The organism is Roseovarius aquimarinus (assembly GCF_043661195.1).
GTDB lineage: Bacteria > Pseudomonadota > Alphaproteobacteria > Rhodobacterales > Rhodobacteraceae > Roseovarius > Roseovarius aquimarinus.
In genome coordinates, this window is sequence record NZ_JBIHMM010000006.1 from 15,825 (window position 1) to 39,582 (window position 23,758).

A 23,758-nucleotide genomic window follows, 5' to 3' on the forward strand; every position below is an offset into this window, starting at 1 on the left:
TCCTTGCGATCCGTCGCCGGATCAGAAGACCAAGATCAGTTCTTGGTGCGCATCTCGGCCGCGGCGGCATCGTCCGGATAGACCGTCACCAACTTGCCGTCCTGCCATTGCAGGCCCATCATCCGGGCGCGCTCGTTCTGATTGTTCTCGCCGAACTTCACGCCATAGCCCGCGGCGGTCGTGCCCTCGGGGATGTCGATGGCCTTGACCGTCTCGATGATGGTCGCCGGTTCGAAATCCGAGGCTTCGTTGAGCGCTGTCAGGATAGCCATCGCGCCGACATAGTTGGTCAGCGAATGGCCCGAAAGCGGCTCGCCGCCGTATTTCGCGTCATAGGCCGCAAGGAAGTCGTCGATACCGGGGGTGAATTCCTTGTTCACGATATACTGCGTGAAGTCGGTGTTCAGCACGCCGTCGATAATCTCGTGGCCCACCGCATCGGCCGTCGCCTGGGTGGAATAGCCGCCACCGCCGCCGATCACGGCCAGGGGCTCGAAACCGGCCTCGTTGGACTGCTGGAGGAACAGCACCGAGTCGTTCTGGTAGGAGGTCTGGAGCACCACGTCGACTTCGCGCTGCTTGAGATCGAGCACGATGGAGGACATGTCGACGGTCGAGGCGGGATAGGCCAGCTTGGCGACGACATCGAGGCCGGCTTCCTCGGCGAAGCGCTCCTGATGCCCGGACACCGATGTGCCGTAGCTGCTGTCCTCGTGGATGATTCCGATCTTGAGATCGCTCGCCTCGACGCCGTTCATGGGCGCGACCTTGTCGACGATCATGTTGATGATCGTATCGGCCATGTCCTCGGCGGTCGGGTTGACGCGGAAGAGATACTCGAGCCCGCGGCCCGTGACTTCGTCCGCAACGGCGCCGAGTTCGAAATAGGGGATGCCCGAGAGTTCGGCCACCTGGCTCGCCGCGATGGAGCGGCTCGAGGAATAGGAGCCGAAGATCGCCTTGACGTTCTCTCGCGAGATGAGGCGGCGGGCTTCGCCGATGGCCTGGTTGTTGTCCACGGCGTCGCCGCGCTCGAGCACGATCTGCTCGCCTTGCAGGCCGCCATTGGCATTGATCTCGTCCACGGCCAGTTCCAGCCCGCGCGCGGATTCCTCGCCGAGCAGGGCAAGCTGGCCGCTGAACGGATAAAGCGCACCGAAGGTGACTTCGGCATGGGCCGCCTGCGCGCCCAGAATGGCGCCCGCGGCAGCGGTGGTCTTCAGGATTGTGGTCAGTTTCATTGGGTTCTCCTCCCCTGGTTGGTCTTCGTTCGGCCCGCCAGCGCGCTCCTCCGCGCCGGCGTGCGGTTGGTCAATCGGTCATGGTCAGGACGATCTTGCCGACATGCGAGCCTTCATCCATTTTCGCGTGCGCGCCGCGCACGTCCGAGAGCGGGAAGGTGCTGTCGATCACCGGCACGGCCACGCCCTTGGCGAGGAGCGGCAGCACATGCTCTTCGAGTGCGCGGGCGAGATCGGCTTTCATCTCGACGGGACGCGCGCGCAGGGTGGAGCCGGTCCATGTCAGCCGCTTGGTCAGAAGTTGCAGCATGTTGAGCTCGGCCTTGGGCGGCTTTTGAAAGGCGATCTGCGCGATGCGCCCGTCGATGGCCACGGCCTCGAGATTGCGCTGCATGTAGTCGCCGCCGACCATGTCGAGGATCACCTCCGGGCCCTTGCCATCCGTTGCCTTCCTGGCCTCCTCGACGAAATCGGAACTCTTGTAGTTGATCGCGACATCGGCGCCGTTGGCTTTGGCGGCCTCGCATTTCGCGTCGCTGCCGCAGGTCACGATGACGCGGCTGCCGAGCGCCTTGGCCAGAAGGATCGTCGTCGTGCCGATGCCTGACGTGCCGCCATGAATGAGGATCGTCTCGCCCGTCTTCAGCCCCGCGCGCTGAAATACGTTGGACCAGACGGTGAAATAGGTCTCGGGGATGCCACCGGCTTCGATCATGCTCATGCCCTCGGGCACGGGCAGGGCGTTCGTTTCGTGCACGGCGCACCACTCGCCGTAGCCGCCGCTCGGGACCAGCGCCATGACGCGGTCGCCGACGGCGAAGCGGCTGGCGCCCTCGCCGAGCGCTTCGACGACGCCCGCCATTTCAAGGCCGAGAATGTCCGACGCGCCGGGCGGCGGCGGGTAATTTCCCTCGCGCTGCATCACGTCGGGGCGGTTGATGCCCGCGGCATGGACGCGCACCAGGATCTGACCGGGCCCGGGCGTGGGGCGCGGCAGCTGGACCACATCCAGAACCTCGGGGCCACCCGCACCGCTGGCCGTGACGGCCCGCATCGTATCGGTCATCGCGATCTCCTCCGCTTCGGCATCCGTTCGGGGCCTCATGTCCGCCGTGCCCTCCCCGGCACGCCGAACACCCCGCCGCCCCTTGCCTTCCCTGCGCTTCGATCTCGCTTTGAGCGGGACGCCGTGCATAATAATCAGGCTATGGGCGCGAATGCGTTATTTGTTATAACAAGAATAAGCAGGGGAGGCGCATACTTGTCAACGCGGAGTTTGGAAAACACGCCCGAAGGCGGTGATGCCCATGCCTGGGCAAGCCCGATTACCAAGGAAAATCTGGGCGATAGGGCCTATTTCGCGCTGCGCGAGGCATTGATGGGCGGGCAGCTCAAACCGGGCGAGAAGCTGCGTCTCAGACCCATGTCCAAGCGATTCGGAATCAGCGCGACGCCGATGCGCGAAGCGTTTCTGCGGCTCGTCTCGCTCGATGCGCTCGCGCTCGATGCGCGCGGGACGGCGATGGTGCCCGAGCTCAGCCGCGAGCAATTGATCGAGATCCGCAACATCCGGCTCGACCTCGAGGGGCGTGCCGCCGCCGCCGCCGCAACATGTGCGACCGACGCTCAGATCGATGCGCTCGAGGCGATGCACGCGCAGCTGTCGCGCGCCTTCGAGGCGGGAGATTTCGCGCAGGCGATCGACCTCAACACGCAGTTTCACCTGTCGCTCTGCCGCGCGGGCGGGATGCCGATCCTGCTCGAGATCGTCGAGAACCTCTGGGTGCGCTGTGGGCCGCTGCTGTCGCATCTTTACGACGCGGGAAACCCGTTCCACGATATCCACCCGCACCTGACGGTAATTGAAGGGCTGCGCGCCCGCGACCCCGATGTGACGCGGCGCGCGATCTGCCATGACATCGAACATGGCGGGCAAGGCCTTCTGCATCACGCAAAGGACAGCGGCGGGGCCTGATACCGGCCAAGCCGTGGCCAGTGGAAAGGACATGCCGCGCCGCCCGATTCGTGCCCGCGCTCCGCGCGAATGGCTATCGAAAGAGACGACTATATCTAAAGATAACTGAAACTTGCGCAACTCTCCTCTAGGAGGAGTGGTTCAAATTCATATTGAAGCAAGTTTTTTCAGGCCGGCCGCCTTTCGCATGATCGAAGGAGGTCCATACCATGCCACGTCTCGACCCGACCGCACGCCTTGTGGGCACGCGCGCAGATCACGGCCTTTTCGGCGGCAACGTGATCGCGACGCGGACCGAGGAGGAGCCGCAGGATTCGTTCGTCGCGCCCGTCGAGGCGCTCGGCGTCACGAGCTTGCGCTATCCCGGCGGCTCGCTGACCGAACAGTTCTTCGATCTGTCCGATCCCGATGCCGTGCGCGCCATCGACGCCGCGACCGGCGAGACGACCGATTTCATCCCGCTTTCGGAGATCATGGGCTATGCCGCCGAGACGGGCCGCAGCGTCAATATCGTGATCCCGACGCGCGACCAGCTCTCCGAGACGGCCACCGACGCGAATGGCGACCGCCTGCCCGAGGTCGATGCGGAGACGCTGCGCGGCTTCGTGCGGGACGCGATTTCTGGCCGATACGGTCCGGCGGAGGTGCAGTCCTTCGAGATCGGCAACGAGTATTGGGGCGCGGGGCAGATGAATGCCGCCGAATACGGGCGCCTTTCGGCCGAGATGACGGGCATCATCGACGAGGAGCTTCTGGCCCTGCAGGAGGAGTTTCCGCAGGCGGCGCAGACGGAAATCCTCGTGCAGATCGGACAGAATTACAATTTCTCGTCGCTCGACGAGGTCTATGAGGGCGTGCCGAACGATGCGGCGCTCGCCGATCTGAACGAGACCTACGGGCTCGATCTGACCGAGGAGAACGCCGTCTACGGCAGCGGGCGCATCAACTGGCAATTCGTGAACAACAAGATCATCGTGGAGCGGTTTCAGGAGGCGGGACGGCTGGGCGATGTGGACGGCATCGCCACGCATGTCTATTCCAAGGCGCCCGATTTTCCCAATTCGCGCTATACCGATATCAGCCAGTTCCAGCGGTCCTGGCTCGAGGAGCGGCCCGATCTCGAAACGCACGTGACCGAGTGGAACCAAAAGGCCGCGACGTCGGTCTATGAAGACGAGCGGGATTACGGCCTCTACCAGTCGCACGAGATGCTGAATCTCATGGAAGGCTTCATGAAGAACGGGGTCGATCAGGCGCAGGTCTGGCCGCTCTTGCAGAATACGGCCAATGCGCTCGCCGTCGGCCCGACGCTGGACGCGCCCGCCGCGCCGGGCGAGATGTTCCGCATGATGTCCGAGACCCTGCCGGGCAAGCGGCTGCTCGACTTTCAGCCCGAGGGTCGCGAGACCGAGATGCCGGCGGGCGCCGTCGATGTGCACGGCTTTGCCGGGGGAGGGGATCTGGCCTTCTACATCGCCTCGAACGCGCGCGAGGAGGTCACGCAGACCGATATCGACGTCTCGCAGCTTGTCGCAGAGGTGCAGGACGTCTCGATCCGCGTGCTCGGTGTCGAGGAGGGCGCGGCGCCCGGCTCGAACCGGTCGGCGGCGGTGCTGGAGGAGATGGACGCCGCCGAGATCTATCGGGACGGCTTTATCGAGGCGGTGCTCGCGCCGGGCGAGATCATGGAGGTCCGCATGACCGGCGTCACCCCGACCGAAGCCTTCGCGCCGAGCTTTCTTGCGCCCGGCGACGATCTTCTGCCGCCGATACCGCCCGAGGAAGAAGATCCGCCGGACGAGGACGTGCCCGCCGTCCCGGTGGATGACGGGGGCGGCATGGATCTGGGGATGGGGGCCGTTCTTCTGCCCCTGCTCCTTCTGGCCGGGCTGGCCGGCGGCTTCTAGGCCGACTGTGAAACCCGCTTGATTAACGCGCGCGCTGCCGACACTCTGAGCGCCATGCGTGCCCTTCTTCGGATATCGTCCCGGCTCCTCGCGGTGCTGGTGATCGCCTTCGCGGCCGAGGGTGCTCTCGCGCAGGACGAGACCGCCGAGGGCACCTGGTACGAGATTGACGCCGCCGCCCTCGAGAGCGGCGAGGGCGAGACGCAGGTTCAGCGCCGGACCCCGCGCGAGGCGGTGCGCAGCTTTCTCGAATTGACCGAAGCGGGGCAATTGAACGCCGCCGCGCGCTATCTCAACCTCAGCGATCTGACGCCCGAGCGGCGCGCCGAGCGCGGCCCCGAGCTTGCCCGGCAACTCGCGCTCGTGATCGAGCGGCAGCTCTGGATCGACTGGGCGGGCCTATCGGCGCGGCCCGATGCGATGATCGAGACGGGCGCGTCGAACAACCCGCTGGTGGGCAAGCCGCGCCGCGATATCGGGCTGAAGATGGTCGAAGTCGACGGGCAGGCCTACGAGATCCGGCTGGGGCGCTACAAGGCCGAGGGCGCCGATGCGATCTGGCTCTTCACGCCGCAGACCGTGCAGAACATTCCCAAGCTGTTCGAGGCGTTTGGCCCCGGCCGGTTCGAGCGCTACATTCCCGAGCGGCTCAACGCCCCGGTGGCAGGCCTGCGCCTTTGGGAGTGGCTGATCCTTCCGGTGATGCTCGGCGCGCTTTTCGGCTTCGGCTGGATCGTGAGCCGCACCGTCGGGGCGGCGGCTAAGCGGGTCGAGCGGCCGGTGATCCGGCAGGCGCTCGAGCGGGTGCGCGTGCCGCTCGGCCTCGTCGCCGTCGCGGTGGCGGCTCAATTCATGCTCGAACTCGGCGTGTCTTTCTCGGGCCCCGCGACGACGCTCCTGCGGCCCTTCCTGCTCATCGTCATGGTCGCGGGCATCGGGATCACGGCGCTCAAGGTGGTCGACGCGGTGCTCGACCGGATCACGCTCGGCGTCATCGGCGAGATCGACGACACCCGCAGCCTCGACGAGCGCGAGCTTTATACCTCGATCTACGCGATCCGGCGGGTGATCGTGCTGCTCATGGTCGGGATCGCGGTGATCGTCGTGCTCTCGCGGCTCAATCTCTTCGACTCGCTCGGCATGTCGCTCTTGGCCTCGGCGGGTGTGCTGACGGTGCTTCTGGGCATCGCGGGGCAGGCGGTGCTGGGCAACATCATGGCCTCCTTGCAGATCGCGCTGGCCAAGCCCATCCGCATCGGCGACAGCATCCTCTTCGAGGGCAACTGGGCCTATGTGGAGAGCATCTTCTACACCTTCCTGCGCCTGCGCACATGGGACGAGCGGCGCATCATCGTGCCGGTGAAATACTTCGTCTCGCAGCCCTTCGAGAACTGGTCGGTCAAGGATGCGCGCATCCTCAAGACGATCACGATCTTCCTCGATCACCGCGCCGACATGGAAATTCTGCGCGAGGTCTTCTTTGACATCGCCAGGGAGGATGAGGGCGTGATCGAGCATGACCAGCTCTTCACGGCGGTGACCGCGCATGGCGAGGCGGGGCAGGAGATGTCGTTCTACGCGATGTCGCCGGACCCCTCGACGGGGTGGGAGACCGCGATGCGCCTGCGTGAGAAGCTCCTGAAGCATATCCGCGAGAACCACCCGGACTGGTGGCCGCAGGACCGCGTGGAGCTCGACCGCCAGCCCAGGAAAGAAGCGGGCGAAAACTGAGACTTGGGGCAGTCGCCACGCCGGATGACGCGACGTCGACCCGCGCCGCGCAAAAGTTGGCTCGGGCTTTGCAACTCCAGCATGTTGCAGGAGGAGGCGGCCATGAAGGACCACGACCACAGCGCCGAGGACTCGGCGATCCCCGAGATCGCGCGCAGCGTCGGGCATCTCGGCGTCGGCCTCGCCGATGTGTCGGGCCATGTCGACGACGTCTCCGCGCAGGTGCAGGACGGCGCGCGGATCGCCGAGGAGCTGAGCCGCGACGCCCACCGCATCGCCACCGGCAACCAGCGCGTGATCGACGCCTCGAGCGAGGCCGAGGATGCGGCGCGGCAGGTCGAGACGCTGGTGACGTCCGGCCATGCCAAGATCGACGATATCATGGCGCGCGTGGTCGAGGTGACAGGCGGCGTGGTGCGGACCGGCGAGGAGATCGCGGGGCTGCGCGATGCGCTGAAAAAGGTGAACGACGTCGCGCAGGTCATCCATTCGATCGCGCGCCAGACCAATCTTCTGTCGCTCAACGCCTCCATCGAGGCCGCCCGCGCCGGGGCGGCGGGGCGCGGTTTCATGGTGGTGGCGCAGGAGGTCAAGACGCTCTCGACCAAGACCGCCGAGGCCACCGAGGAGATCAACAGCACGCTCGAGGCCATCGCCGCGCTCAATGCGGGGCTGGTCACGCGCAGCGACGCGCTTGTCGCGCGGGCCAGCGAGGTGCGCGAGCAGACGGGCGAGGTCAGCGGCGTGATGCGCGAGATTTCAGGCGCCGTGACCGAGGTGAGCGCGCGCCAGGCCGACATCCTGCACTCGACGCGCCAGATCGCGGCGGACATCACCGGGATCGACAAGAAGGCCGCCGATCTCTCGGAGCAGGTGGCCCGCTCGGGCGGCAGCCTGTCGAGCGCGTGCGCGCAGCTGCGCGCGCTCACCACCACGTCCGAGCGCCTCATCGGGGCGACGGCCCGGCTGGGATACCGCACCGAGGACAGCATCTATATCGAGGCGGTGATCGAGCGGGCGGGGCGCATCGGCGCCGCGCTGACCGCCGCCGTGAAGGACGGCACCATCCACCGAAGCGATCTTTTCGACACGGATTACGTCGAGATCCCCGGCACCGATCCCAAGCAGGTGCGCACCCGCTTCACCGATCTGGCGGACCGCCTCCTGCCGCAATTCCAGGACGACGCGCAGAGCCTTTCGCCCAAGGTCGTCTTTTGCGCCAGCGTCGATCGCAACGGCTATCTGCCGGTGCATAACCCGAAGTTCAGCAAGCCGCAGCGCAGGGGGGAGACCGCGTGGAACGCGCAGCATTGCCGCAATCGGCGCATCTTCGACGACCGCGTCGGCCTCTCGGCGGGCCGCAACACCGAGCCGTTTCTTCTACAGGCCTACCGCCGCGACATGGGCGGCGGGGAGTTCGCGCTGATGAAGGACGTCTCGGCGCCGATCATGGTCGCCGGCGAGCATTGGGGCGGCCTGCGCCTCGCGTATCTGGTGTGAGCGGGGGTATGCGGATGGCGCTTGATCAACCGCGCGTAATCAATGTTATGTAATTAAACGGACCATACCCGCGACAATGGCGCCCTTTACCGCCGCGGAAACGCGCTGTAGGTCTCGGCGCATTGTGGATCTTCAACGGCGCGGGGCGATTGTGCGGCCACGGATGGCGCGGAGCGGGCGGTTTGGCGGGTTGTGGTCGATGATGGCCACGGCGCTGCTGCTTTGCGCGCTCACGCTTCAGTCCATGACGCTCGCCACCGCCTTCGTGCCGCAGAAGGATGCGGACGGGCGCCTCATCGTCTCGATCTGCACGGGCGGGAAGATCGTCCAGATGGTGCTCGGCCCGGACGGCTTCGAGGAGATCGAGGACGGCGAGACCGGCGCGGCGGACTGCCCCGTGGTCGCCGCCCAGCACATGACCGAGGCCGGCGCGCCCGATATCGCCTTCTGGACCGCGCTCGGCGCGGGCGTCGTCATCGACACGCCCGGCGATCTGCTGCGCGCCGCGCCCGCCGCCTCCATTCCCCACCCGAGAGGACCGCCGGAGCTGACCTGATCGCATCGCATCACGTCATTTTCCGAAGGACTTCCCATGGAACCCATCTCGCGCCGGATTTTTCTGGCCTCTACCTGCATGGCATTCGGCCTGCCGGTCTCTCTCGCCGCCCAGCAATCGGGGCAGACATCCACATTCGATCTCGGCACGCTCGTCGTCGAGACCCCCGGCGAGGAGACCTCCGCCGGTCCGGTGGACGGGCTGCGCGCCCTCACCTCGGACAGCGCCACGGGCACGCGCACGCCGCTGCGCGAGGTGCCGCAATCCGTCGCCGTCGTCCCGCGCAGCGTCATCGACCGCCAGGCGGCGCAGAGCGTCAGCGACGCGCTGCGCAACGTGGCGAACGTGCAGGCGAACGATCAACGCAGCACGCCCGCTTTCGACAACACGCTCCTGCGCGGCTTTGCGGCCGAGCGCTATCGCGACGGCTTCACCACCAATCAATACGCCCCCGGCGACCGCGAGAGCCTGATAGATGTGGAGCGCATCGAGGTGCTCAAGGGCCCCTCGGCGATCCTCTTCGGCGGCGGCTCGGGTGCGCCTGCGGGCGGCATCGTCAACATCGTGTCGAAAAAGCCGGAGGCCGAAGCGGCCCGCAGCGTCGGCCTGCGCGTCGACACCGACGGCCTGCTGTCGCCCTTCTTCGACGTGAATCAGCCGCTGAGCGAGACCGTCCGGTTCCGCTTTGTCGGGGAATACGCGACGCAACGCTTCGATGTGGACGTGCTCGAGGCCGAACGTTTCACGCTGGCGCCTTCGGTCGCCTTCGACTGGGGCGCGACGACGCTTCTGGTGCAGGGGCGGTATTCCGAATGGAGCCAGCCCGAGTATCAGGGCCTGCCCGCCACCGGCACCGTCGCCGGGGCCTTCCGCATCGACCCCGATCTCTTCATCGGGCCGGCGGATATCGAGGATAGCGGCTCGCAGGCGGCGAGCCTCGGCGCGACGCTCGAGCATCGCTTCTCGGATATCTGGTCGGCCAAGGCGACGCTGCGCTGGTCGGCCAGCGACTTCGACGAGCATGTCCAGAGCCTCGTCGGCGCGGACGGCTTCGCGGCCGACACGCCCTTCGCCGCGCCCTCGACATGGGCGCTGGCCAACGGGCGCCTTGCGCAGGAGCAGGACGAGCTGTCCTTCGCGGCCTCGGCCAAGGCGGAATTCGCATGGGGGCGTAGCGTCAATACGCTTCTCTTCGGCGCGGATTACAGCGCGCTCGACGACGAGGGGTTCATCGCCGTCGCCTTCGCGCCCGCCACCGTGGATCTGACCGCGCCGGTCTTTTCGGCGCCCTATACGCGCCCCGGAACCGGGCTGAACGACCAGTTCGTCGAGAACCGCACGGCGGGTGCCTACGCGCAGTGGCAATCGAGCATCGACGACCGCTGGCACCTTCTCGGCTCGCTGCGCCTCGCGCATGTCGAGGTCGATTTCCGCAACGCGCTTGGCGCCGAGCGCACCGCCGAGACGCGGCTTCTGCCGCGCTTCGGGGCGGTCTATGACGTGACAGATCAGCTTTCGGTCTTCGCGAGCTATGGCGAGGGGATGCGCGGCCAGCCGTTCCAGCTTTTCTCCGGCAAGGCCCGGCCCGAGATGTCGCGGCAGATCGAGGCGGGGATGAAGTTCGACACGGATTTCGGCCTTGCCGGAACGGTCGCCCTCTTCGAGATCGAGCGCGAGAACGTCGCCGTGACCGACCCCGCGACGTTCCAGTCGCGGGCCGAGGGACGCCAGCGCGCGCGCGGCATCGAGGCGGATCTGACATGGCGGCTCGGCCCGCAGCTCAGCGCGCTTCTCAGCTACGCCTATGTCGATGCCGAATTCACGCGCGATGCGCCCACCGCGACGGGCGTCATCCCGGCGGGCAACGCCCTGCCCGGCGTGCCGCGGCATTCGGGGCGCGTCTGGCTCGACTACCAGTTCGCGGGCCGCTGGGACGGGCTCAGCCTCGGCGGCGGCGTCTATGCGCAATCGGGCGAGTACCTCAGCAACAACAACCTCTACAAGAGCGATGCCTTCTACACGCTCGATGCGGCGCTCACCTACGCGCGTGGCGGCTATCGCGCCTCGCTCGGCATCCAGAACCTGACCGACACCGATTATTTCGACCGCTACGGCTATTTCGGCGGGCGCGTGGCGCCGGGCGCCGGGCGCAAGCTGACGGCGGCGCTCGAAATCCAATTCTGACATCCCCGAAGGGAGATTCCAGCATGATCACCAGACGTTTCTTCAACCTCGCCGCGATCCTCGCCCCGTTCGGGATCGCGCAAACCGCCCGCGCGGACGATCAGGGCGCTGCGCGGACCGGCGCGAACGGGCACGACATGTCCCATACTCCGCCCGAATGGCAGGGCAGCGAGCAGGTCGTCTTTCTCGCCTATCCGGGAATGACCGCGCTCGACCTCGTCGGGCCGCAATACATGTTCGCCAGCATGATGGGCGCGAGCGTCCGGATCGCGGCCAAGACGCTCGATCCGGTCGTGACGGACACGGGCATCACGATCCTGCCCGACATCGTGCTGGCCGACGCGCCCGAGGCGCCCGACGTGCTCTGCGTGCCCGGCGCGGGCTCGGGCATTCTCGACGTGCTCGAGGATGCCGAGACGATCGACTGGCTCGCCCGGACGGGCGAGAAGGCGCGCTATGTCACTTCGGTCTGCACGGGCACGCTGCTTCTGGGCAAGGCGGGGCTGATCGACGGCTACAAGGTCACCTCGCATTGGATCACCCGCCCGCTCGTCGAGGAGTTCGGCGCGATCCCGGTCGATGCGCGCGTCGTGCGCGACCGCAACCGCGTGACCGGCGGCGGCGTGACGGCGGGGATCGACTTCGGTCTCACGCTTCTGGCCGAGATGCGCGGCGAGGACTATGCCAAGGCGGTGCAGCTTCTGGCCGAATACGACCCCGCCCCGCCCTTCGACGCGGGAACGCCCGACAAGGCGGGCGCGCATCTGACCCAGATGCTCGAAACGATGTTCACCGGGTTCAAGACCCGCTTCGCGCAGATCGTCTCGAAAGGCTAGGCCATCGCGAGGGCCGCGCGCGCGCCGAGGCGGCGGCCCTCGCCCTTCCCGTTACCGGGGCAGATCGAACGCGTCGAGATCGCGCAGATAGGCTTCGAAGAAATCCGTGAATGTCGCCACCTGCGGCGGCAGCGTCTCGTAGGGCGGATAGAAGAGCGAGAGCCAGAGCGGCGGGAGCGACCACGCGCCGAGCAGCGGCACGACCTCGCCCGTCTTCATGCCCTCGGCGACCAGAAACTCGGGCAGCATGGCGATCCCGGCGCCCGATCGCACCAACTGATAGAGCAGATCGCCGTTATTGGTCTGGATTGCGCGCCCCGCCCTGAAATGGCGCGGCACGCCGTCCTTCTCGAAGCGCCAGCTCTCGGGCGCGTCCTCCTCGCCGTACGAGAGGCACAGCGCCGGGTCGAGATCGCCCGGCTCCTCGGGCACCCCGTGCCTTTCGAGGAACGAGGGCGCCGCGACGATGCGCAGCGGCACCTCGCAGAGCTTGCGCCAGATGGTCGATTTGTCCGTCGGCGGCGCCGAGACGCGGATCGCCAGATCGCAGCTTTCGGTGACGATATCGACGAGCCGGTCGGTCAGGCGAATGGTCAGGTCGATATTCGGATAGGCGAGCCGAAAGCTCTCGATCAGCCCCGGCAGGATGCGCTGCCCGAAGGACATCGGCGCGTTGATCGCGAGGCGCCCGCGATGGGGCTGCATCTCGCGCTCGAGATCGCGCGCGACCTGATCGAAGGCCTCCAGAAGCGGCGCATAGCGCGCGGCGATGCTCGCGCCGGTCGAGGTGAGCGACACCTGCCGCGTCGTGCGCAGCAAGAGCTGCTCGCCCAGATCCTCCTCGAGCTTGGCCACGATGCGCGAGACCGAGGCGGGCGTCATCCGCAGGGATTTCGCCGCCGCCGCGAAGCTGCGCCGCGCGACCACCTCCAGAAAGACGCGCACGGGTTTGAGGTCCTGCATGGCGCCACCCCTTCCCGGATCGCAACAGTCTATGGCGATCCTTTATCATAGTTATGCGCGCCCGGGAGACCTAACTGTGGATCCAAGCGAAACCGAAGGTCAGGAGACGGGCATGACACATCTCATCAAGGGTCTGCATCACGTCACGTCGATGGCGGCGGACGCGCGCGAGAACAACGCCTTTTTCACCGAAACTCTCGGGCTGCGGCGCGTCAAGAAAACCGTCAATTTCGACGCGCCCGAAGTCTATCATCTCTATTACGGCGACAGCGTCGGCACGCCCGGATCGGTCATGACCTATTTTCCCTTCGGCCGCATGCCCAAGGGCCGGCGCGGCACGGGCGAGGTGGGCGTGACCGAATTCGCCGTGCCGCGCGGCGCCCTGCCCTTCTGGCGGGACCGCCTCGCCGCGATGGGTGCGCGCGGGATCGCCGAGGGCAGTTTTCTCGGCGAGAGCCGGCTTTCCTTCGACGGGCCCGATGGCGACAGCTTCGCGCTGGTCGAGGCCGAGCCCGAGGGGCGCAGCCCCTGGACCGGCGGCGGGATCGGCGAGAGCGAAGGCATCCTCGGCTTTCACGGCGCGCGGATCCGGCTGCGCGACGCGGCGGCCACGGGCGAGCTTCTGCGCTTCATGGGATACGAAGAGGAGGCCAGCGAGGCGGGCGTGACGCGCTACCGGATCGAGGGCGGCAACGCCGCGCGCACCATCGATCTCGAGGCGCTGCCGGACGCGCGCCCCGCCGAGCAAGGCGCGGGATCCGTCCATCACATCGCTTTCGCGGTCGAGGACCGCGCGGCGCAGCTCGAAATGCGCGCGGCGCTGATGGATACCGGCTATCAGGTCACGCCGGTGATCGACCGCGATTACTTCTGGGCTATCTACTTCCGCACACCCGGCGGCATCCTCTTCGAGATCGCCACGAACGAGCCGGGCTTCGACAGGGACGAGGATACCGCCCATCTCGGCGAGGCGCTGCAATTGCCCGAGCGCTATCGCCCCTATCGCGCGCAGATCGAAAAGCGCCTGCCCGAGCTTGCCTGAAAGGAGGCCGCGCCATGTCCACCGAAGCCTATCACGCGCTGGTCTCGGCGCCGGAGGGCGCCGCACCGCTGGTCTTCGCCTTTCACGGCACCGGCGGCGACGAGCGGCAGTTCTTCGGCCTCGCGGGCGAGCTTCTGCCCGGCGCGGGCATCGTCTCGCCGCGCGGCGACGTGTCCGAGCGCGGCGCGGCGCGCTTCTTTCGCCGCACCGGCGAAGGCGTCTATGACATGGCGGACCTCGCCCGCGCCACGGACAAGATGGCCGGCTTCGTCGAGGCATGGCGCGACGCCCATCCCGGAAGGCCGGTCTATGGGTTCGGCTATTCCAACGGGGCGAACATTCTCGCGTCGGTCATGATGGCCCGCCCCACGCTCTTCGCGCGGGCGGCGCTTCTGCATCCGCTCGTGCCCTGGTCCCCTGCCCCGGCGCCGGGGCTCGAGGGGGCGCGCGTGCTGATCTCGGCGGGCCGGCGCGATCCGATCTGCCCATGGCCGCTGACCGAGGCGCTGGCCGACTGGACGCGCGCGCAGGGCGCGCATCTCTCCACCTGCTTTCACGATGGCGGGCACGAGCTGCGCCGCAAGGAGATCGAGGCGCTCGCCGAGTTTCTGCGATCCGAGACCGACCCCGGCGCCACCTAGCCGCCATTTCATGACGTGAGGAGCGACCATGACCGAGCCAAGCATCATCCGCGAGGACAGCGAGACCAAGGGCCGCTATGTCGCGACCCTCGCCGGACATCCCGGCGAGGCGGAGCTGACCTTCTCCAAGGCCTCCGAGACCCTCATCATCGTCGATCACACCGGCGTGCCAGACAGCCTGCGCGGCAAGGGCCTCGCCGCCGCCCTCTCGCGGCGGGTCATCGCGGATGCGCGCGCCGCCGGCCAGAAGATCGTGCCGCTCTGCCCGTTCTTCCGCGCCTTCGCGGCCCGCCACCCCAAGGAGACGGCCGATGTCATCGCGTGATCGCCCTGAGCTGCCCCGGCGCCGCTTTCTCGCTCTCGGCGCGGCGGCCCTTCTGCTTCCCTCCGCCGCCCTCGCGCGGCCGGCCCTGCGCGAGGCTTTGCGCCGGGGCGGGCATGTCATCTATTTCCGCCACGGCGCGACCACATGGTCCGGCATCGACCATATCGACTGGCCGCGCGAGCGGCAGCGCCTGCTGTCGGATCTCGGCATCGCCCAGTCCGAGCGGATCGGCGCCGCCTTCCGGGCCGCGAATTTCCCCGTGGGCGAGGTGCTCGCCAGCCCCTTCGCGCGCTGCCGCGACATGGCCGAAATTGCCTTCGGCCGGGTCGAGGAGCGCCGCGAGCTTCTGGGTCTTCTCTCGGACGACGCGGGCCGCGCGGGCCGTATCGCCTATCTGCGCGATTTGCTGACGACGCCGCCCGCAGAGGGCACCAATCGCGTCATCGTCGCCCATCGCTCGAATATCGAGGAGGTCGCGGGCGCGCGGCTGGCCGAGGGCGAGGCGCTCGTCACCCGCCCTGCCCCGCAAGGCTTCGAGACGCTCGCGCAGTGGATGCCCGAGGATTGGGCCCGCGCCTGATACCCTGTTTCAAAAGGAGACCGCCATGAGCTGGAACCCCACGCAGACCCCCGAATGCCCGAATGCCGGACCGGACGCGCTCGAGACGCTCATCATCCCGCGCGCCCGCGATCTGGGCGGCTTCGAGGTGCGCCGCGCCCTGCCCTCTCCCAAACGCCAGATGGTCGGCCCCTTCATCTTCTTCGATCAGGTCGGCCCGGCCGAATTCGTCACTGATGGCGGGATCGATGTGCGCCCCCATCCCCATATCGGCCTCGGCACCGTCACCTATCTCTACCAAGGCGAATTCGAGCACCGCGACAGCCTCGGCACGCATCAGATGATCCATCCCGGCGAGGTCAACTGGATGGTCGCGGGCCGCGGCGTCACCCATTCCGAGCGCACCTCGGACGCGACGCGCAAGACGCGGCACAAGCTTTTCGGCGTCCAGACATGGATCGCCCTGCCCGAAAACCGCGAGGAGATGGCCCCCGCCTTCGAGCATCACAAGGAGGAGGCGCTGCCCGTTCTGGAGGATGGCGGCGTGCGCGCGCGCCTCATCCTCGGCTCGGCCTACGGCAAGGCAAGCCCGGTGACGATGCAGTCGCGCACCTTCTATCTTGACGCGATGCTGGAGCCGGGGGCGCAGTTTCCGCTGCCCGACGATCACGAGGATCGCGGCCTCTACATCACCGAAGGCTCCGTCGAGATCGCGGGCGAGGTCTTCGAGGCGGGCCGGATGATGGTCTTCCGCCCCGGCGACAAGCTGAGCGTGCGCGCGGGCGCGCAGGGCGCGCGCCTTCTCGCGCTCGGCGGCGATACGATGAACGAGGGGCGCTATATCTGGTGGAACTTCGTCTCTTCCTCGCGCGACCGGATCGAGGAGGCCAAGGAAGCCTGGAAAGCCGCCGATTGGCAGAACGGCCCCTTCCGCCTGCCGCCCGGCGACGACCAGGAGCACATCCCCATCAGCCCCGACCTCGACCGCACCTCCCCGCGCGCGCCGCAGACGCGCGGGGAGTGAGGCCGGGCGCACCGATCGCCGGATGATGTCGATGGCCGGCGCCACGCGGCGCCCGCCATCTCGCGCTCATTCAGAATGTCCGCGTCACCGAGACCTTGAACGTGCGGCCCGGCGCCTGCCGTGTGGGCGAGGACAGGTGCCCGACATAGGCCTCGTCCAGCAGGTTCTCGACCCCGAACCGCACCGCCGTATCCTCGAGCCACCCCTGATCCGGCTGCCAGGTGGCGCGCAGATTGTGCCGGGTCACGTCGGCGAGGTCCGCCCCCAGAGCATCGCGGCGGTCCACGGCATGAACGACCTCCCAGCTCAGGTCCAGATCATCGCTCCAGCGTTTGCCCAGGGTCAGTTGCACCCGGTCCGCCGGGCTGATGCGCCAGACGGTGCTGCTGCCGTCCGGATCGTATTCGCGGCCCTTGCCGATATGCCCGGCAAGATCGACGTAGAAACCACTCTGCGTGCCATAGGATGCTTCGAGCTCGAACCCTTCGGACTGCACGTGATCGAGATCCACCGTCGTCGAGCCGGAGACCGTGTAGCTGGTGATATCCCAAAGCTTGGTCTGGTAGTAGTTGCCGCGCAGGGTCAGGCTGTCGCCCGCCGCGAGCACGTCGAGGCCGGTGTATTCGGCGCCGATCTCCAGCGTCTGAGACTTCTCGGTCATGCCGATGCGACGCTGCGCCGTCGCCGCTGTGCCCAGATCGTCGATGATCGGCAGGCCTTCGGTATAGGCCGCGCTTCCGAAAATCGACAGGCCGTTGCCGAAATCATAGGCCAGCGCGAGGCCGCCCATGAGCGCGTCGTTGTCGTAGCTGTCCGGCACCCCCGCCAGCGGCACCGCGCTTTCGATGCGCGAATGCTCGTAGCGCAGCGCGGGCGTCAGGGTGATCTGCCCGATGCTCATCTCGTCCACGACGAAGAGGGCGAACCGGCGGTCCTCGCCGCCCGGCGAGCTGGCCGCATCGAGCCGCTCCTTGCGGATCACCTCCGCGCCCGCCAGCATGTCATGGGCGACCGTGCCGGTGCTGAACAGCGCGCGGTTTGAGACGGTAAGCTTCGTGGTCTGATAGCGGTTATCGGCGCAGATGACCCCCGTGAAGGGGCTCGCGCAAAAGGCGGCGACGCTCTGCCCGCCCTGGAACGGCGAGCTGCCGTCGATGTAATCCACGTCGATCGTCTGGTCCGCATAGCTGAGATTGGCGCGCAGATCGATCAGATCGCTCGCCGGGTTGTAGCGATACTCGAGCACCGCCTGACTGGTATCGGTGCGCCGGTCCACCCGGCCGAAACTGTTCGCCGTCGTCTCGAACTGGTCATAGGGCACGTCCTTGTCGTCGGCGACCGTCTCGGAATAGCTGAGCGTCAGGGATTGGGCATCGCCCTCGCCGAAGGTGATCTTGCCCTTGGCCAGCCACGAGGGTGTGCGGAACGACGAATTGCCGATGGTGGTGCCATCGCCCGCCGTCAGATTGCCCTGATCGCGCAGCGTGTAGTTGAAAAGGAACTCCACCCCCTCGGCGGGCATCCACGCGAGATTGGTCGATGTGGCCCAACCATCCCCATTGCTGCTGTATTCGAGCGTCTGCGAGCCGCCGGAGCCGAGCGCGCCCCCGGTGAAGTCCGCCGCATCCTTCGTCTCGAGCTTGACCACGCCGCCGACGATGCCCGCGCCATAGGCGAAACTGCCGATGGTGCCGCGCAGTACCTCGACCCGTTTGTAAAGGAGCGGGTCGGTGAAAAGCTGGGTGCCGATGCGGTAGAGCTCTTCCGACCCGACGCTGGCCCCGTCGATCTGCACCGCGATTTTCTGATCGCTGCCGAAGGTCGTGTTGGCGCCGAAGCCGCGGATATTGATGCCCGAACCCTGCGGCGTCGTGCCGTTGACGAGCATGACGCCGGGAACGGAATCGATCAGCTGCGCGACGGTGCTGGCCTGCCGGTCCAAAACCTCTTCTTTGTCGATCACCGTCCGCGACAGGGCGGTGCCGTAGCTCAGATCCCGCTTGCCCCCCGTCAGGATGAGCGTTCCGAGGTATCCGGGCGTGCCTTCGTCCTGCCCTGCGGCAGGCGCCGCCAAAGACAGACAGGCCAGCGCGGCAGAGCCGCGCATCAGTTTCATGTGCATTTGCGCCATCCTTCATGCGTCTTGTGGGCCGAAGCTCGCAAAGGGCTGGCGCGGCGATTTTTGGTGAATTGCGATTATCGGTATCGCTACGGGTTGCAGCCTTAAAGGTAGTCGACTAAAATAGTCAAGAAATTTGAGAGAGCCACGCACCGGACGCATCGGGCGCAGCCATCGGACCCTGTCACTCCGAGGATGCCCCAATGACCGAGCGAGCCGCTCCCACTCCCGCAGAAATCCGCGCCTTCATTGCGGAAAATCCGAAATCGCGCGCCCGCGACGCCGCGGACGCGCTCGGTATCGCCGAGGCGCAGCTTGTCGCCGCCCATGTCGGGAAAGGCACGGCGCGAATCGCCGCCCATCCCGACCGCATCATCCCCGCCGCCGAAAGACTGGGCGAGGTGATGGCCCTGACGCGCGTCGAGGCATGCGTTCATGAGAAGGTCGGCCGCTACGGCAATTACCATCCGGGCGAGCATGCGGCGATGACCCTGACCGAAGAGATCGACCTGCGCATGTTCCCCTCGCATTGGGTCCATGCCTTCGCAGTGGAAGCCGCCTCGGAGGAGGGTCCGCGCCGGTCGCTTCAGATCTTCGATGCGGCGGGCGATGCGGTTCACAAGATCCATCTGCGCGAGGCATCCGATCACGCGGCCTGGGCCGGCATCGTCGCCGAATTGGCGCATGGCGATCAGGGCGACGCCCAGAGGGTCGAGCCGCGCACACCCGCCGAGGCCGCGAAATCCCGCTCCGACAAGGTCGATACCCTGCGCGAGGAATGGGCGCGGCTCACCGACACGCATCAGTTCCTGCGCCTTTGCGCGAAGCTCAAGATGAACCGCCTCGGGGCCTACCGGATCGCGGGCGCGCCGTTCGTGCGGCCGCTCGCCCCGAAAGCGGCGGACGACATGCTGACCGCGGTGCGCGATGCGGGGATCGAGGTGATGATCTTCGTCGGCAATCGCGGCTGCATCCAGATCCATACCGGCCCCCTGCATGATCTGCGCAGGATGGGGCCGTGGCAGAACGTGATGGATCCCGGCTTCAACCTGCATCTCAGGCTCGACAAGGTGGCCGAGGTCTGGGCCGTGGAAAAGCCGACGCAGCGCGGCCCTGCCGTCTCGGTCGAGGCGTTCGATGCGGCGGGCGGCATCATTTTCCAGGTTTTCGGCGTCGGAAAGGAAGGGCGCGACTCGCGCGCCGACTGGGGCCGTCTCGTCGCCGGCCTGCCCGACCTCGAAGCGGTGCCCGCATGATCCGCCCGGCCCCGACACTCGGCCTCGCGGCCATCTTCGCGGCGCTGATCGGCGCGTCCCCCGCACCGGCAGACACGGGCGCCGATGTTCTGTCGATCGGAGGCGCGGTGACCGAAATCATCGTGGCGCTCGGCCAGGGGCACCGGCTGAAGGCGCGCGATACGACATCGAGCTACCCGCCCGAGGTGACCGAGCTGCCGGATGTGGGCTACATGCGCGCCCTCTCCCCCGAGGGGGTGCTGTCGGTCGACCCTTCGCTCATCATCACGGGCGAAGGCGCCGGCCCTCCGGAGGCTCTGGAGGTGATCCGCGCCGCCGATGTCGCGCTTGTCGAAGTGCCGGACGCGCGCGATGCGGACGGCATCCTGCGCAAGATTGAGATCATCGGCGACGCGCTCGGTGTTCCGGAGCGCGCCGATCTTCTGCAAGCCGACGTCGGCGCGGCCCTTGCAGAGGCGACGAGGGCCGCCGAGCGCCCCGAGGCGGACAAGAAGCGCGTCCTCTTCATCCTCTCCACCCAAGGCGGCCGGATCACCGCATCGGGCGCGGGAACCGAAGCCGATGCGGTGATCCGCATGGCGGGCGGCGTGAACGCCGTCACGGATTTCGAGGGCTACCGGCAACTGACGGACGAAGCGGTGGGTCTGGCCGCTCCAGACGTGATCCTGATGATGGATCGCGGCGGCGATCACGGCAAGTCCGATGCCGAGCTTCTGGCCCTGCCGGCGGTCGCGCTGACCCCGGCGGCGGAGCGCGCCTCCATCGTGCGGATGAACGGGCTGTTGCTTCTCGGCTTCGGGCCGCGCACGGCCGAGGCGGTGACGCGGCTCAGCCGCGCCATCTATGACGGCGGGAGTTGAGCCCTTGTCCGCGATCCCCGACACCGGAACGCATGTCGCGCGCGACCGCCTGACCCAAGCGCGCGCGCTGCACTGGCTGCTCGGGGCCCTGCTGGTGATCGCATGCCTCCTCAGCCTGCAAATCGGTGCCACCGAGGTCCGCATCACGGATCTTCTGGCGACCCTCGCGCGGGGCGAAAGCCTGAGCCGGATGGAGCGTGTCGTGCTCCTCGATATCCGCCTGCCGCGCCTTGCCATGGGCGTTTTCGTGGGCGCCGCCCTCGCGGTCTCGGGCGCGGCGATGCAGGGGCTCTTCCGCAATCCGCTGGCCGATCCGGGCATCGTCGGGGTCGGCGCGGGCGCGGGGCTGGGTGCGATCCTCGCCATCGTCCTCGGCGCGCTCATGCCCCTATGGCTGAGCGATCTGACCGGCACCCAACTCGTGCCCGTCGCCGCGTTCCTCGGCGGCTGGGGATCGACCATCCTGCTCTACCGCGTCTCGACCAGCGGGGGCCGCACATCCGTGGCCACGATGCTCTTGGCCGGGATCGCCCTCGGCGCGCTGGCCGGGGCGATTTCGGGCATCCTCGTCTATATCGCGGACGACCAGCAATTGCGCGACCTCAACTTCTGGGGGCTCGGCTCGCTCGCCGGGGCGAGCTGGGCCAAGGTGTTTGCGGCGGGGCCGATGATCCTCGCCGCCGTCGCCGCGGCGCTGATGCTGGGGCGCGGCCTCAACGGCCTCGCCCTCGGCGAGGCGACGGCAGCGCATATCGGCATCGACGTGCAGCGCATGAAATCCATCGCCATCCTCGCCGTCGCCGCGGCGACGGGCGCAGCGGTGGCCGTCTCGGGCGGGATCGGTTTCGTCGGCATCGTGGTGCCGCATCTTCTGCGGCTGGCCTCGGGCCCCGATCACCGGACGCTCCTCATCAACTCCGCGCTTCTGGGCGCCACCCTTCTGATCGTGGCGGACGTGATCGCGCGCACCGTCATCGCCCCGGCCGAGCTGCCCATCGGGATCGTCACCGCCGTGCTCGGCGCGCCGGTCTTTCTGTGGATCCTGCTCAAGCGCCGGGGGCTGGCGCTGCCATGACGCTCCGTGCCGAGAATATCCGCGTATCCTACGGCCCGCGCGAGGTGCTGGCCGGGGTCAGCCTGATCGCGCAGCCCGGAGAGGTCACCGCGATCGTCGGGCCGAACGGCTCGGGCAAGTCCAGCCTTCTGGGCGCCATCACGGCCAGCCTGCCCTATAGCGGCCTTGTCGAGCTGAACGGACGGGACATCCGCACGATGAAACCTTGGCAGCTCGCCGCGGAGCGGGCGGTCCTGCCGCAGGCCTCGCAACTGGCCTTCCCCTTCACCGTGATCGAAGTGGTCCGCCTCGGCCTTCAGTCGGGCACGGCGGGAGACCGCTCGGACGTTCCGCTGCGGGCCTTGGCGCGCGTGGGTCTCGCGCAACATGCGGATCGCAGCTTTCAGGACTTGTCGGGCGGCGAGGCGCAGCGTGTCATGCTGGCGCGCGTTGTGGCGCAGGTCTGGCACCCCGTCGAAGGCGGCACCCCGCGCTGGCTCTTGCTGGACGAGCCTGTCTCGAGCCTCGATATCGCGCACCAGTTGCAGGTCATGCAGATCGCCCGCGACTTCGCCGCGGCGGGCGGCGGGGTGATCGCCGTCATGCACGATCTGAACCTGACCGCGCTCTATGCCGACAAGGTCGCGGTGCTCGCCGGCGGCAGAGGCCTCGCCGTCGGAACGCCGAGCGAAGTGCTGACGGGCGAAATCCTGTCGCATGCCTATGGCTGTACGCTTCGCGTGTCGGCCCCCCCGCCCGAGGGCGTTCCCTATATCCTGCCCCACGCGGCCTCGGCCTGAAAGGATCCTTCATGCGCCTTGCCATTCTGCTTGCCTGTCTCGCCTGTCCCGCCATGGCCGAACCCGTGGCGGAGATCGTCATCTTGGGCGAAGTCCACGACAATCCCGATGCGCATCTCGGCCAGGCCGCCGCGCTGCGCGATCTGAGCCCCAGCGCGGTCATCTTCGAGATGCTGACCGAAGGCGACGCGAAGCGGGCCGATGCGGATCGCAGCCTGATCGAGGATGCGTGGGCGGCGAGCGGCTGGAAGCATTTCCCCATCTACGCCCCCATTTTCGATGCGCTCGGCGCGGCGCATATCGTCGGCGCCGCCGCTTCGCGCAAGGTGGTGCGGGCCGTCTATTCGGACGGACCCGCCGCGCTCTTCGGGCCCGACGCGCCGCTCTACGGGCTCGATGCCGCATTGCCGGGAGATGAGCAGCGGCTGCGCGAGGATCTGCAATTCGAGGCGCATTGCAAGGCCATGCCGCGCGACGCCATGGCCGGCATGGTCGCCGTCCAACGATACCGCGATGCCGTCTTCGCCCGCGCGGCGCTCGAGGCGCTCGAGCGTCATGGCCCGCCCGTCGCCCTGATCGTCGGCAACGGGCATGCACGTCTCGACTGGGGCGTGCCCGCGATGATCGCCCGCGCGGCGCCCGATATCACCACATATGCCACCGGATTCGTCGAAGGCACCACCGACATGCCCTTCGAAGAGATCCGCTTCGTCCCTCAGGCGGACCGGACCGATCCCTGCAAATCTCTCAATCCGGATTAAGGAGCCACAGAAATGTATCTTGCGATGAACCGCTTCACCGTCCCGCTCGAAAACGCCGCCGCCTTCGAGGAGCTATGGCTCGGCCGGGAAAGCCATCTCGAGGCGATGGACGGGTTCGTCTCGTTCCACATGCTCAAAGGCCCCGAGGATGACGGCCGTCGTCTCTACGCGTCGCATACCGTCTGGGCGAGCGAGGCCCATTTCCGCGCCTGGACCACAAGCGAGGAGTTCAGAGCCGCACACGCCCGCGCCGGCCAGACCCGCAAACTCCACGAAGGCACCCCGCGCTTCGAAAGCTTCCACGCGATCCAGTCGATCGGCGCGGCGGAGATGGGCTGAGGTTGGGGGGGAAGGATGCAGGGTCTAAGGTGGTTGGGAGAAAAAGGGGGAATCGAGAAAAGATCGTAGCACTGCGCAGCAAGGA

At 67.4% G+C, this 23,758-nt stretch carries 22 protein-coding genes; 18 read left to right on the forward strand and 4 right to left on the reverse strand.

The annotated features are described in order from the left end of the window. Positions 1-35: 35 nt before the first annotated feature. Together ACGRVM_RS15455 and ACGRVM_RS15460 are read right to left on the reverse strand one after the other, a co-directional pair. Positions 36-1,241: an ABC transporter substrate-binding protein gene (locus ACGRVM_RS15455; RefSeq protein WP_377173109.1), complete on the reverse strand. Its 1,206-nt coding sequence runs from the start codon at positions 1,239-1,241 to the stop codon at positions 36-38. A 70-nt stretch (positions 1,242-1,311) separates the two neighbouring features. Then, positions 1,312-2,307, reverse strand: coding sequence for an NAD(P)H-quinone oxidoreductase (locus tag ACGRVM_RS15460; RefSeq protein WP_377173107.1), 996 nt, complete (start codon positions 2,305-2,307; stop codon positions 1,312-1,314). Positions 2,308-2,502: 195 nt separating this feature from the next. On the opposite strand from ACGRVM_RS15460, the gene ACGRVM_RS15465 reads away from it, so the two are divergent. The 7 genes from ACGRVM_RS15465 (at position 2,503) to ACGRVM_RS15495 (ending at position 11,930) form a co-directional block, all read left to right on the forward strand. Further along, positions 2,503-3,216 carry a GntR family transcriptional regulator gene (locus tag ACGRVM_RS15465; RefSeq protein ID WP_377173105.1) on the forward strand — a complete coding sequence of 238 codons (714 nt, stop codon included), beginning with the start codon at positions 2,503-2,505 and terminating at the stop codon, positions 3,214-3,216. A gap of 209 nt (positions 3,217-3,425) precedes the next feature. Next, a complete protein-coding gene (locus ACGRVM_RS15470) occupies positions 3,426-5,123 on the forward strand; it encodes a type I secretion protein (protein ID WP_377173104.1) in 1,698 nt (565 codons plus the stop codon). 54 nt (positions 5,124-5,177) lie between these two features. Then, entirely contained in the window at positions 5,178-6,854 is a 1,677-nt protein-coding gene (locus tag ACGRVM_RS15475) for a mechanosensitive ion channel family protein (RefSeq protein WP_377173102.1), read from the forward strand. A 102-nt stretch (positions 6,855-6,956) separates the two neighbouring features. Then, positions 6,957-8,354, forward strand: a complete 1,398-nt coding sequence (locus tag ACGRVM_RS15480) for a methyl-accepting chemotaxis protein (RefSeq protein ID WP_377173100.1) — start codon at positions 6,957-6,959, stop codon at positions 8,352-8,354. Positions 8,355-8,553: 199 nt separating this feature from the next. Next, on the forward strand, positions 8,554-8,910 hold the full coding sequence (locus tag ACGRVM_RS15485) for a hypothetical protein (protein ID WP_377173099.1): 357 nt from the start codon (positions 8,554-8,556) through the stop codon (positions 8,908-8,910). 36 nt (positions 8,911-8,946) lie between these two features. After that, the gene (locus ACGRVM_RS15490) at positions 8,947-11,094 is read left to right on the forward strand and encodes a TonB-dependent siderophore receptor (protein ID WP_377173097.1); all 2,148 of its coding nucleotides are present in this window, start codon (positions 8,947-8,949) and stop codon (positions 11,092-11,094) included. A 23-nt stretch (positions 11,095-11,117) separates the two neighbouring features. After that, positions 11,118-11,930, forward strand: a complete 813-nt coding sequence (locus tag ACGRVM_RS15495; RefSeq protein ID WP_377173095.1) for a DJ-1/PfpI family protein — start codon at positions 11,118-11,120, stop codon at positions 11,928-11,930. A gap of 51 nt (positions 11,931-11,981) precedes the next feature. Here the strand turns inward: ACGRVM_RS15495 and ACGRVM_RS15500 are convergent, their stop codons facing one another. Beyond that, positions 11,982-12,893, reverse strand: coding sequence for a LysR family transcriptional regulator (locus ACGRVM_RS15500; RefSeq protein ID WP_377173093.1), 912 nt, complete (start codon positions 12,891-12,893; stop codon positions 11,982-11,984). A 112-nt stretch (positions 12,894-13,005) separates the two neighbouring features. Here ACGRVM_RS15500 and ACGRVM_RS15505 point away from each other — a divergent pair, with 112 nt between their 5' ends. Genes ACGRVM_RS15505 through ACGRVM_RS15525 form a run of 5 tightly spaced genes read left to right on the forward strand, consistent with a single transcriptional unit; the run spans position 13,006 to position 16,484 of the window. Beyond that, complete coding sequence (locus ACGRVM_RS15505) at positions 13,006-13,935, forward strand: VOC family protein (protein WP_377173091.1); 930 nt, start codon at positions 13,006-13,008, stop codon at positions 13,933-13,935. Positions 13,936-13,949: 14 nt separating this feature from the next. Continuing rightward, positions 13,950-14,576 carry an alpha/beta hydrolase gene (locus tag ACGRVM_RS15510; protein WP_394624068.1) on the forward strand — a complete coding sequence of 209 codons (627 nt, stop codon included), beginning with the start codon at positions 13,950-13,952 and terminating at the stop codon, positions 14,574-14,576. Between the two features lie 28 nt (positions 14,577-14,604). Then, on the forward strand, positions 14,605-14,901 hold the full coding sequence (locus ACGRVM_RS15515) for a GNAT family N-acetyltransferase (RefSeq protein ID WP_377173224.1): 297 nt from the start codon (positions 14,605-14,607) through the stop codon (positions 14,899-14,901). After that, a complete protein-coding gene (locus tag ACGRVM_RS15520; RefSeq protein ID WP_377173223.1) occupies positions 14,888-15,481 on the forward strand; it encodes a histidine phosphatase family protein in 594 nt (197 codons plus the stop codon). The genes ACGRVM_RS15515 and ACGRVM_RS15520 overlap by 14 nt, the downstream gene beginning before the upstream one ends. Before the next feature lie 25 nt (positions 15,482-15,506). Beyond that, positions 15,507-16,484, forward strand: a complete 978-nt coding sequence (locus ACGRVM_RS15525; protein WP_377173221.1) for a pirin family protein — start codon at positions 15,507-15,509, stop codon at positions 16,482-16,484. 70 nt (positions 16,485-16,554) lie between these two features. Here the strand turns inward: ACGRVM_RS15525 and ACGRVM_RS15530 are convergent, their stop codons facing one another. Beyond that, positions 16,555-18,606, reverse strand: a complete 2,052-nt coding sequence (locus ACGRVM_RS15530) for a TonB-dependent receptor domain-containing protein (protein WP_377173220.1) — start codon at positions 18,604-18,606, stop codon at positions 16,555-16,557. A gap of 200 nt (positions 18,607-18,806) precedes the next feature. Between ACGRVM_RS15530 and ACGRVM_RS15535 the strand changes: the two genes are divergently transcribed. Genes ACGRVM_RS15535 through ACGRVM_RS15560 form a run of 6 tightly spaced genes read left to right on the forward strand, consistent with a single transcriptional unit; the run spans position 18,807 to position 23,673 of the window. Next, the gene (locus ACGRVM_RS15535) at positions 18,807-19,859 is read left to right on the forward strand and encodes a hemin-degrading factor (RefSeq protein WP_377173218.1); all 1,053 of its coding nucleotides are present in this window, start codon (positions 18,807-18,809) and stop codon (positions 19,857-19,859) included. Further along, on the forward strand, positions 19,856-20,719 hold the full coding sequence (locus tag ACGRVM_RS15540; protein WP_377173216.1) for a heme/hemin ABC transporter substrate-binding protein: 864 nt from the start codon (positions 19,856-19,858) through the stop codon (positions 20,717-20,719). The genes ACGRVM_RS15535 and ACGRVM_RS15540 overlap by 4 nt, the downstream gene beginning before the upstream one ends. Before the next feature lie 4 nt (positions 20,720-20,723). Further along, positions 20,724-21,794 carry a FecCD family ABC transporter permease gene (locus ACGRVM_RS15545; RefSeq protein ID WP_377173214.1) on the forward strand — a complete coding sequence of 357 codons (1,071 nt, stop codon included), beginning with the start codon at positions 20,724-20,726 and terminating at the stop codon, positions 21,792-21,794. Next, positions 21,791-22,573 (forward strand): heme ABC transporter ATP-binding protein, encoded by a 783-nt coding sequence (locus ACGRVM_RS15550; RefSeq protein WP_377173212.1) that lies wholly within the window; start codon positions 21,791-21,793, stop codon positions 22,571-22,573. The genes ACGRVM_RS15545 and ACGRVM_RS15550 overlap by 4 nt, the downstream gene beginning before the upstream one ends. An 11-nt stretch (positions 22,574-22,584) precedes the next feature. Beyond that, on the forward strand, positions 22,585-23,334 hold the full coding sequence (locus ACGRVM_RS15555) for a ChaN family lipoprotein (RefSeq protein ID WP_377173211.1): 750 nt from the start codon (positions 22,585-22,587) through the stop codon (positions 23,332-23,334). Positions 23,335-23,346: 12 nt separating this feature from the next. Further along, positions 23,347-23,673 carry an antibiotic biosynthesis monooxygenase family protein gene (locus ACGRVM_RS15560; protein WP_377173209.1) on the forward strand — a complete coding sequence of 109 codons (327 nt, stop codon included), beginning with the start codon at positions 23,347-23,349 and terminating at the stop codon, positions 23,671-23,673. Positions 23,674-23,758 lie beyond the last annotated feature (85 nt).

Bases quoted from the DNA above. Each gene is read 5' to 3' on its own strand.
- ACGRVM_RS15455 (WP_377173109.1), bottom strand. From the start codon at position 1,241: ATGAAACTGACCACAATCCTGAAGACCACCGCTGCCGCGGGCGCCATT.
- ACGRVM_RS15460 (WP_377173107.1), bottom strand. From the start codon at position 2,307: ATGACCGATACGATGCGGGCCGTCACGGCCAGCGGTGCGGGTGGCCCC.
- ACGRVM_RS15470 (WP_377173104.1), top strand. From the start codon at position 3,426: ATGCCACGTCTCGACCCGACCGCACGCCTTGTGGGCACGCGCGCAGAT.
- ACGRVM_RS15475 (WP_377173102.1), top strand. From the start codon at position 5,178: ATGCGTGCCCTTCTTCGGATATCGTCCCGGCTCCTCGCGGTGCTGGTG.
- ACGRVM_RS15480 (WP_377173100.1), top strand. From the start codon at position 6,957: ATGAAGGACCACGACCACAGCGCCGAGGACTCGGCGATCCCCGAGATC.
- ACGRVM_RS15485 (WP_377173099.1), top strand. From the start codon at position 8,554: ATGATGGCCACGGCGCTGCTGCTTTGCGCGCTCACGCTTCAGTCCATG.
- ACGRVM_RS15490 (WP_377173097.1), top strand. From the start codon at position 8,947: ATGGAACCCATCTCGCGCCGGATTTTTCTGGCCTCTACCTGCATGGCA.
- ACGRVM_RS15495 (WP_377173095.1), top strand. From the start codon at position 11,118: ATGATCACCAGACGTTTCTTCAACCTCGCCGCGATCCTCGCCCCGTTC.
- ACGRVM_RS15500 (WP_377173093.1), bottom strand. From the start codon at position 12,893: ATGCAGGACCTCAAACCCGTGCGCGTCTTTCTGGAGGTGGTCGCGCGG.
- ACGRVM_RS15505 (WP_377173091.1), top strand. From the start codon at position 13,006: ATGACACATCTCATCAAGGGTCTGCATCACGTCACGTCGATGGCGGCG.
- ACGRVM_RS15510 (WP_394624068.1), top strand. From the start codon at position 13,950: ATGTCCACCGAAGCCTATCACGCGCTGGTCTCGGCGCCGGAGGGCGCC.
- ACGRVM_RS15515 (WP_377173224.1), top strand. From the start codon at position 14,605: ATGACCGAGCCAAGCATCATCCGCGAGGACAGCGAGACCAAGGGCCGC.
- ACGRVM_RS15520 (WP_377173223.1), top strand. From the start codon at position 14,888: ATGTCATCGCGTGATCGCCCTGAGCTGCCCCGGCGCCGCTTTCTCGCT.
- ACGRVM_RS15525 (WP_377173221.1), top strand. From the start codon at position 15,507: ATGAGCTGGAACCCCACGCAGACCCCCGAATGCCCGAATGCCGGACCG.
- ACGRVM_RS15530 (WP_377173220.1), bottom strand. From the start codon at position 18,606: ATGCACATGAAACTGATGCGCGGCTCTGCCGCGCTGGCCTGTCTGTCT.
- ACGRVM_RS15535 (WP_377173218.1), top strand. From the start codon at position 18,807: ATGACCGAGCGAGCCGCTCCCACTCCCGCAGAAATCCGCGCCTTCATT.
- ACGRVM_RS15540 (WP_377173216.1), top strand. From the start codon at position 19,856: ATGATCCGCCCGGCCCCGACACTCGGCCTCGCGGCCATCTTCGCGGCG.
- ACGRVM_RS15550 (WP_377173212.1), top strand. From the start codon at position 21,791: ATGACGCTCCGTGCCGAGAATATCCGCGTATCCTACGGCCCGCGCGAG.
- ACGRVM_RS15555 (WP_377173211.1), top strand. From the start codon at position 22,585: ATGCGCCTTGCCATTCTGCTTGCCTGTCTCGCCTGTCCCGCCATGGCC.
- ACGRVM_RS15560 (WP_377173209.1), top strand. From the start codon at position 23,347: ATGTATCTTGCGATGAACCGCTTCACCGTCCCGCTCGAAAACGCCGCC.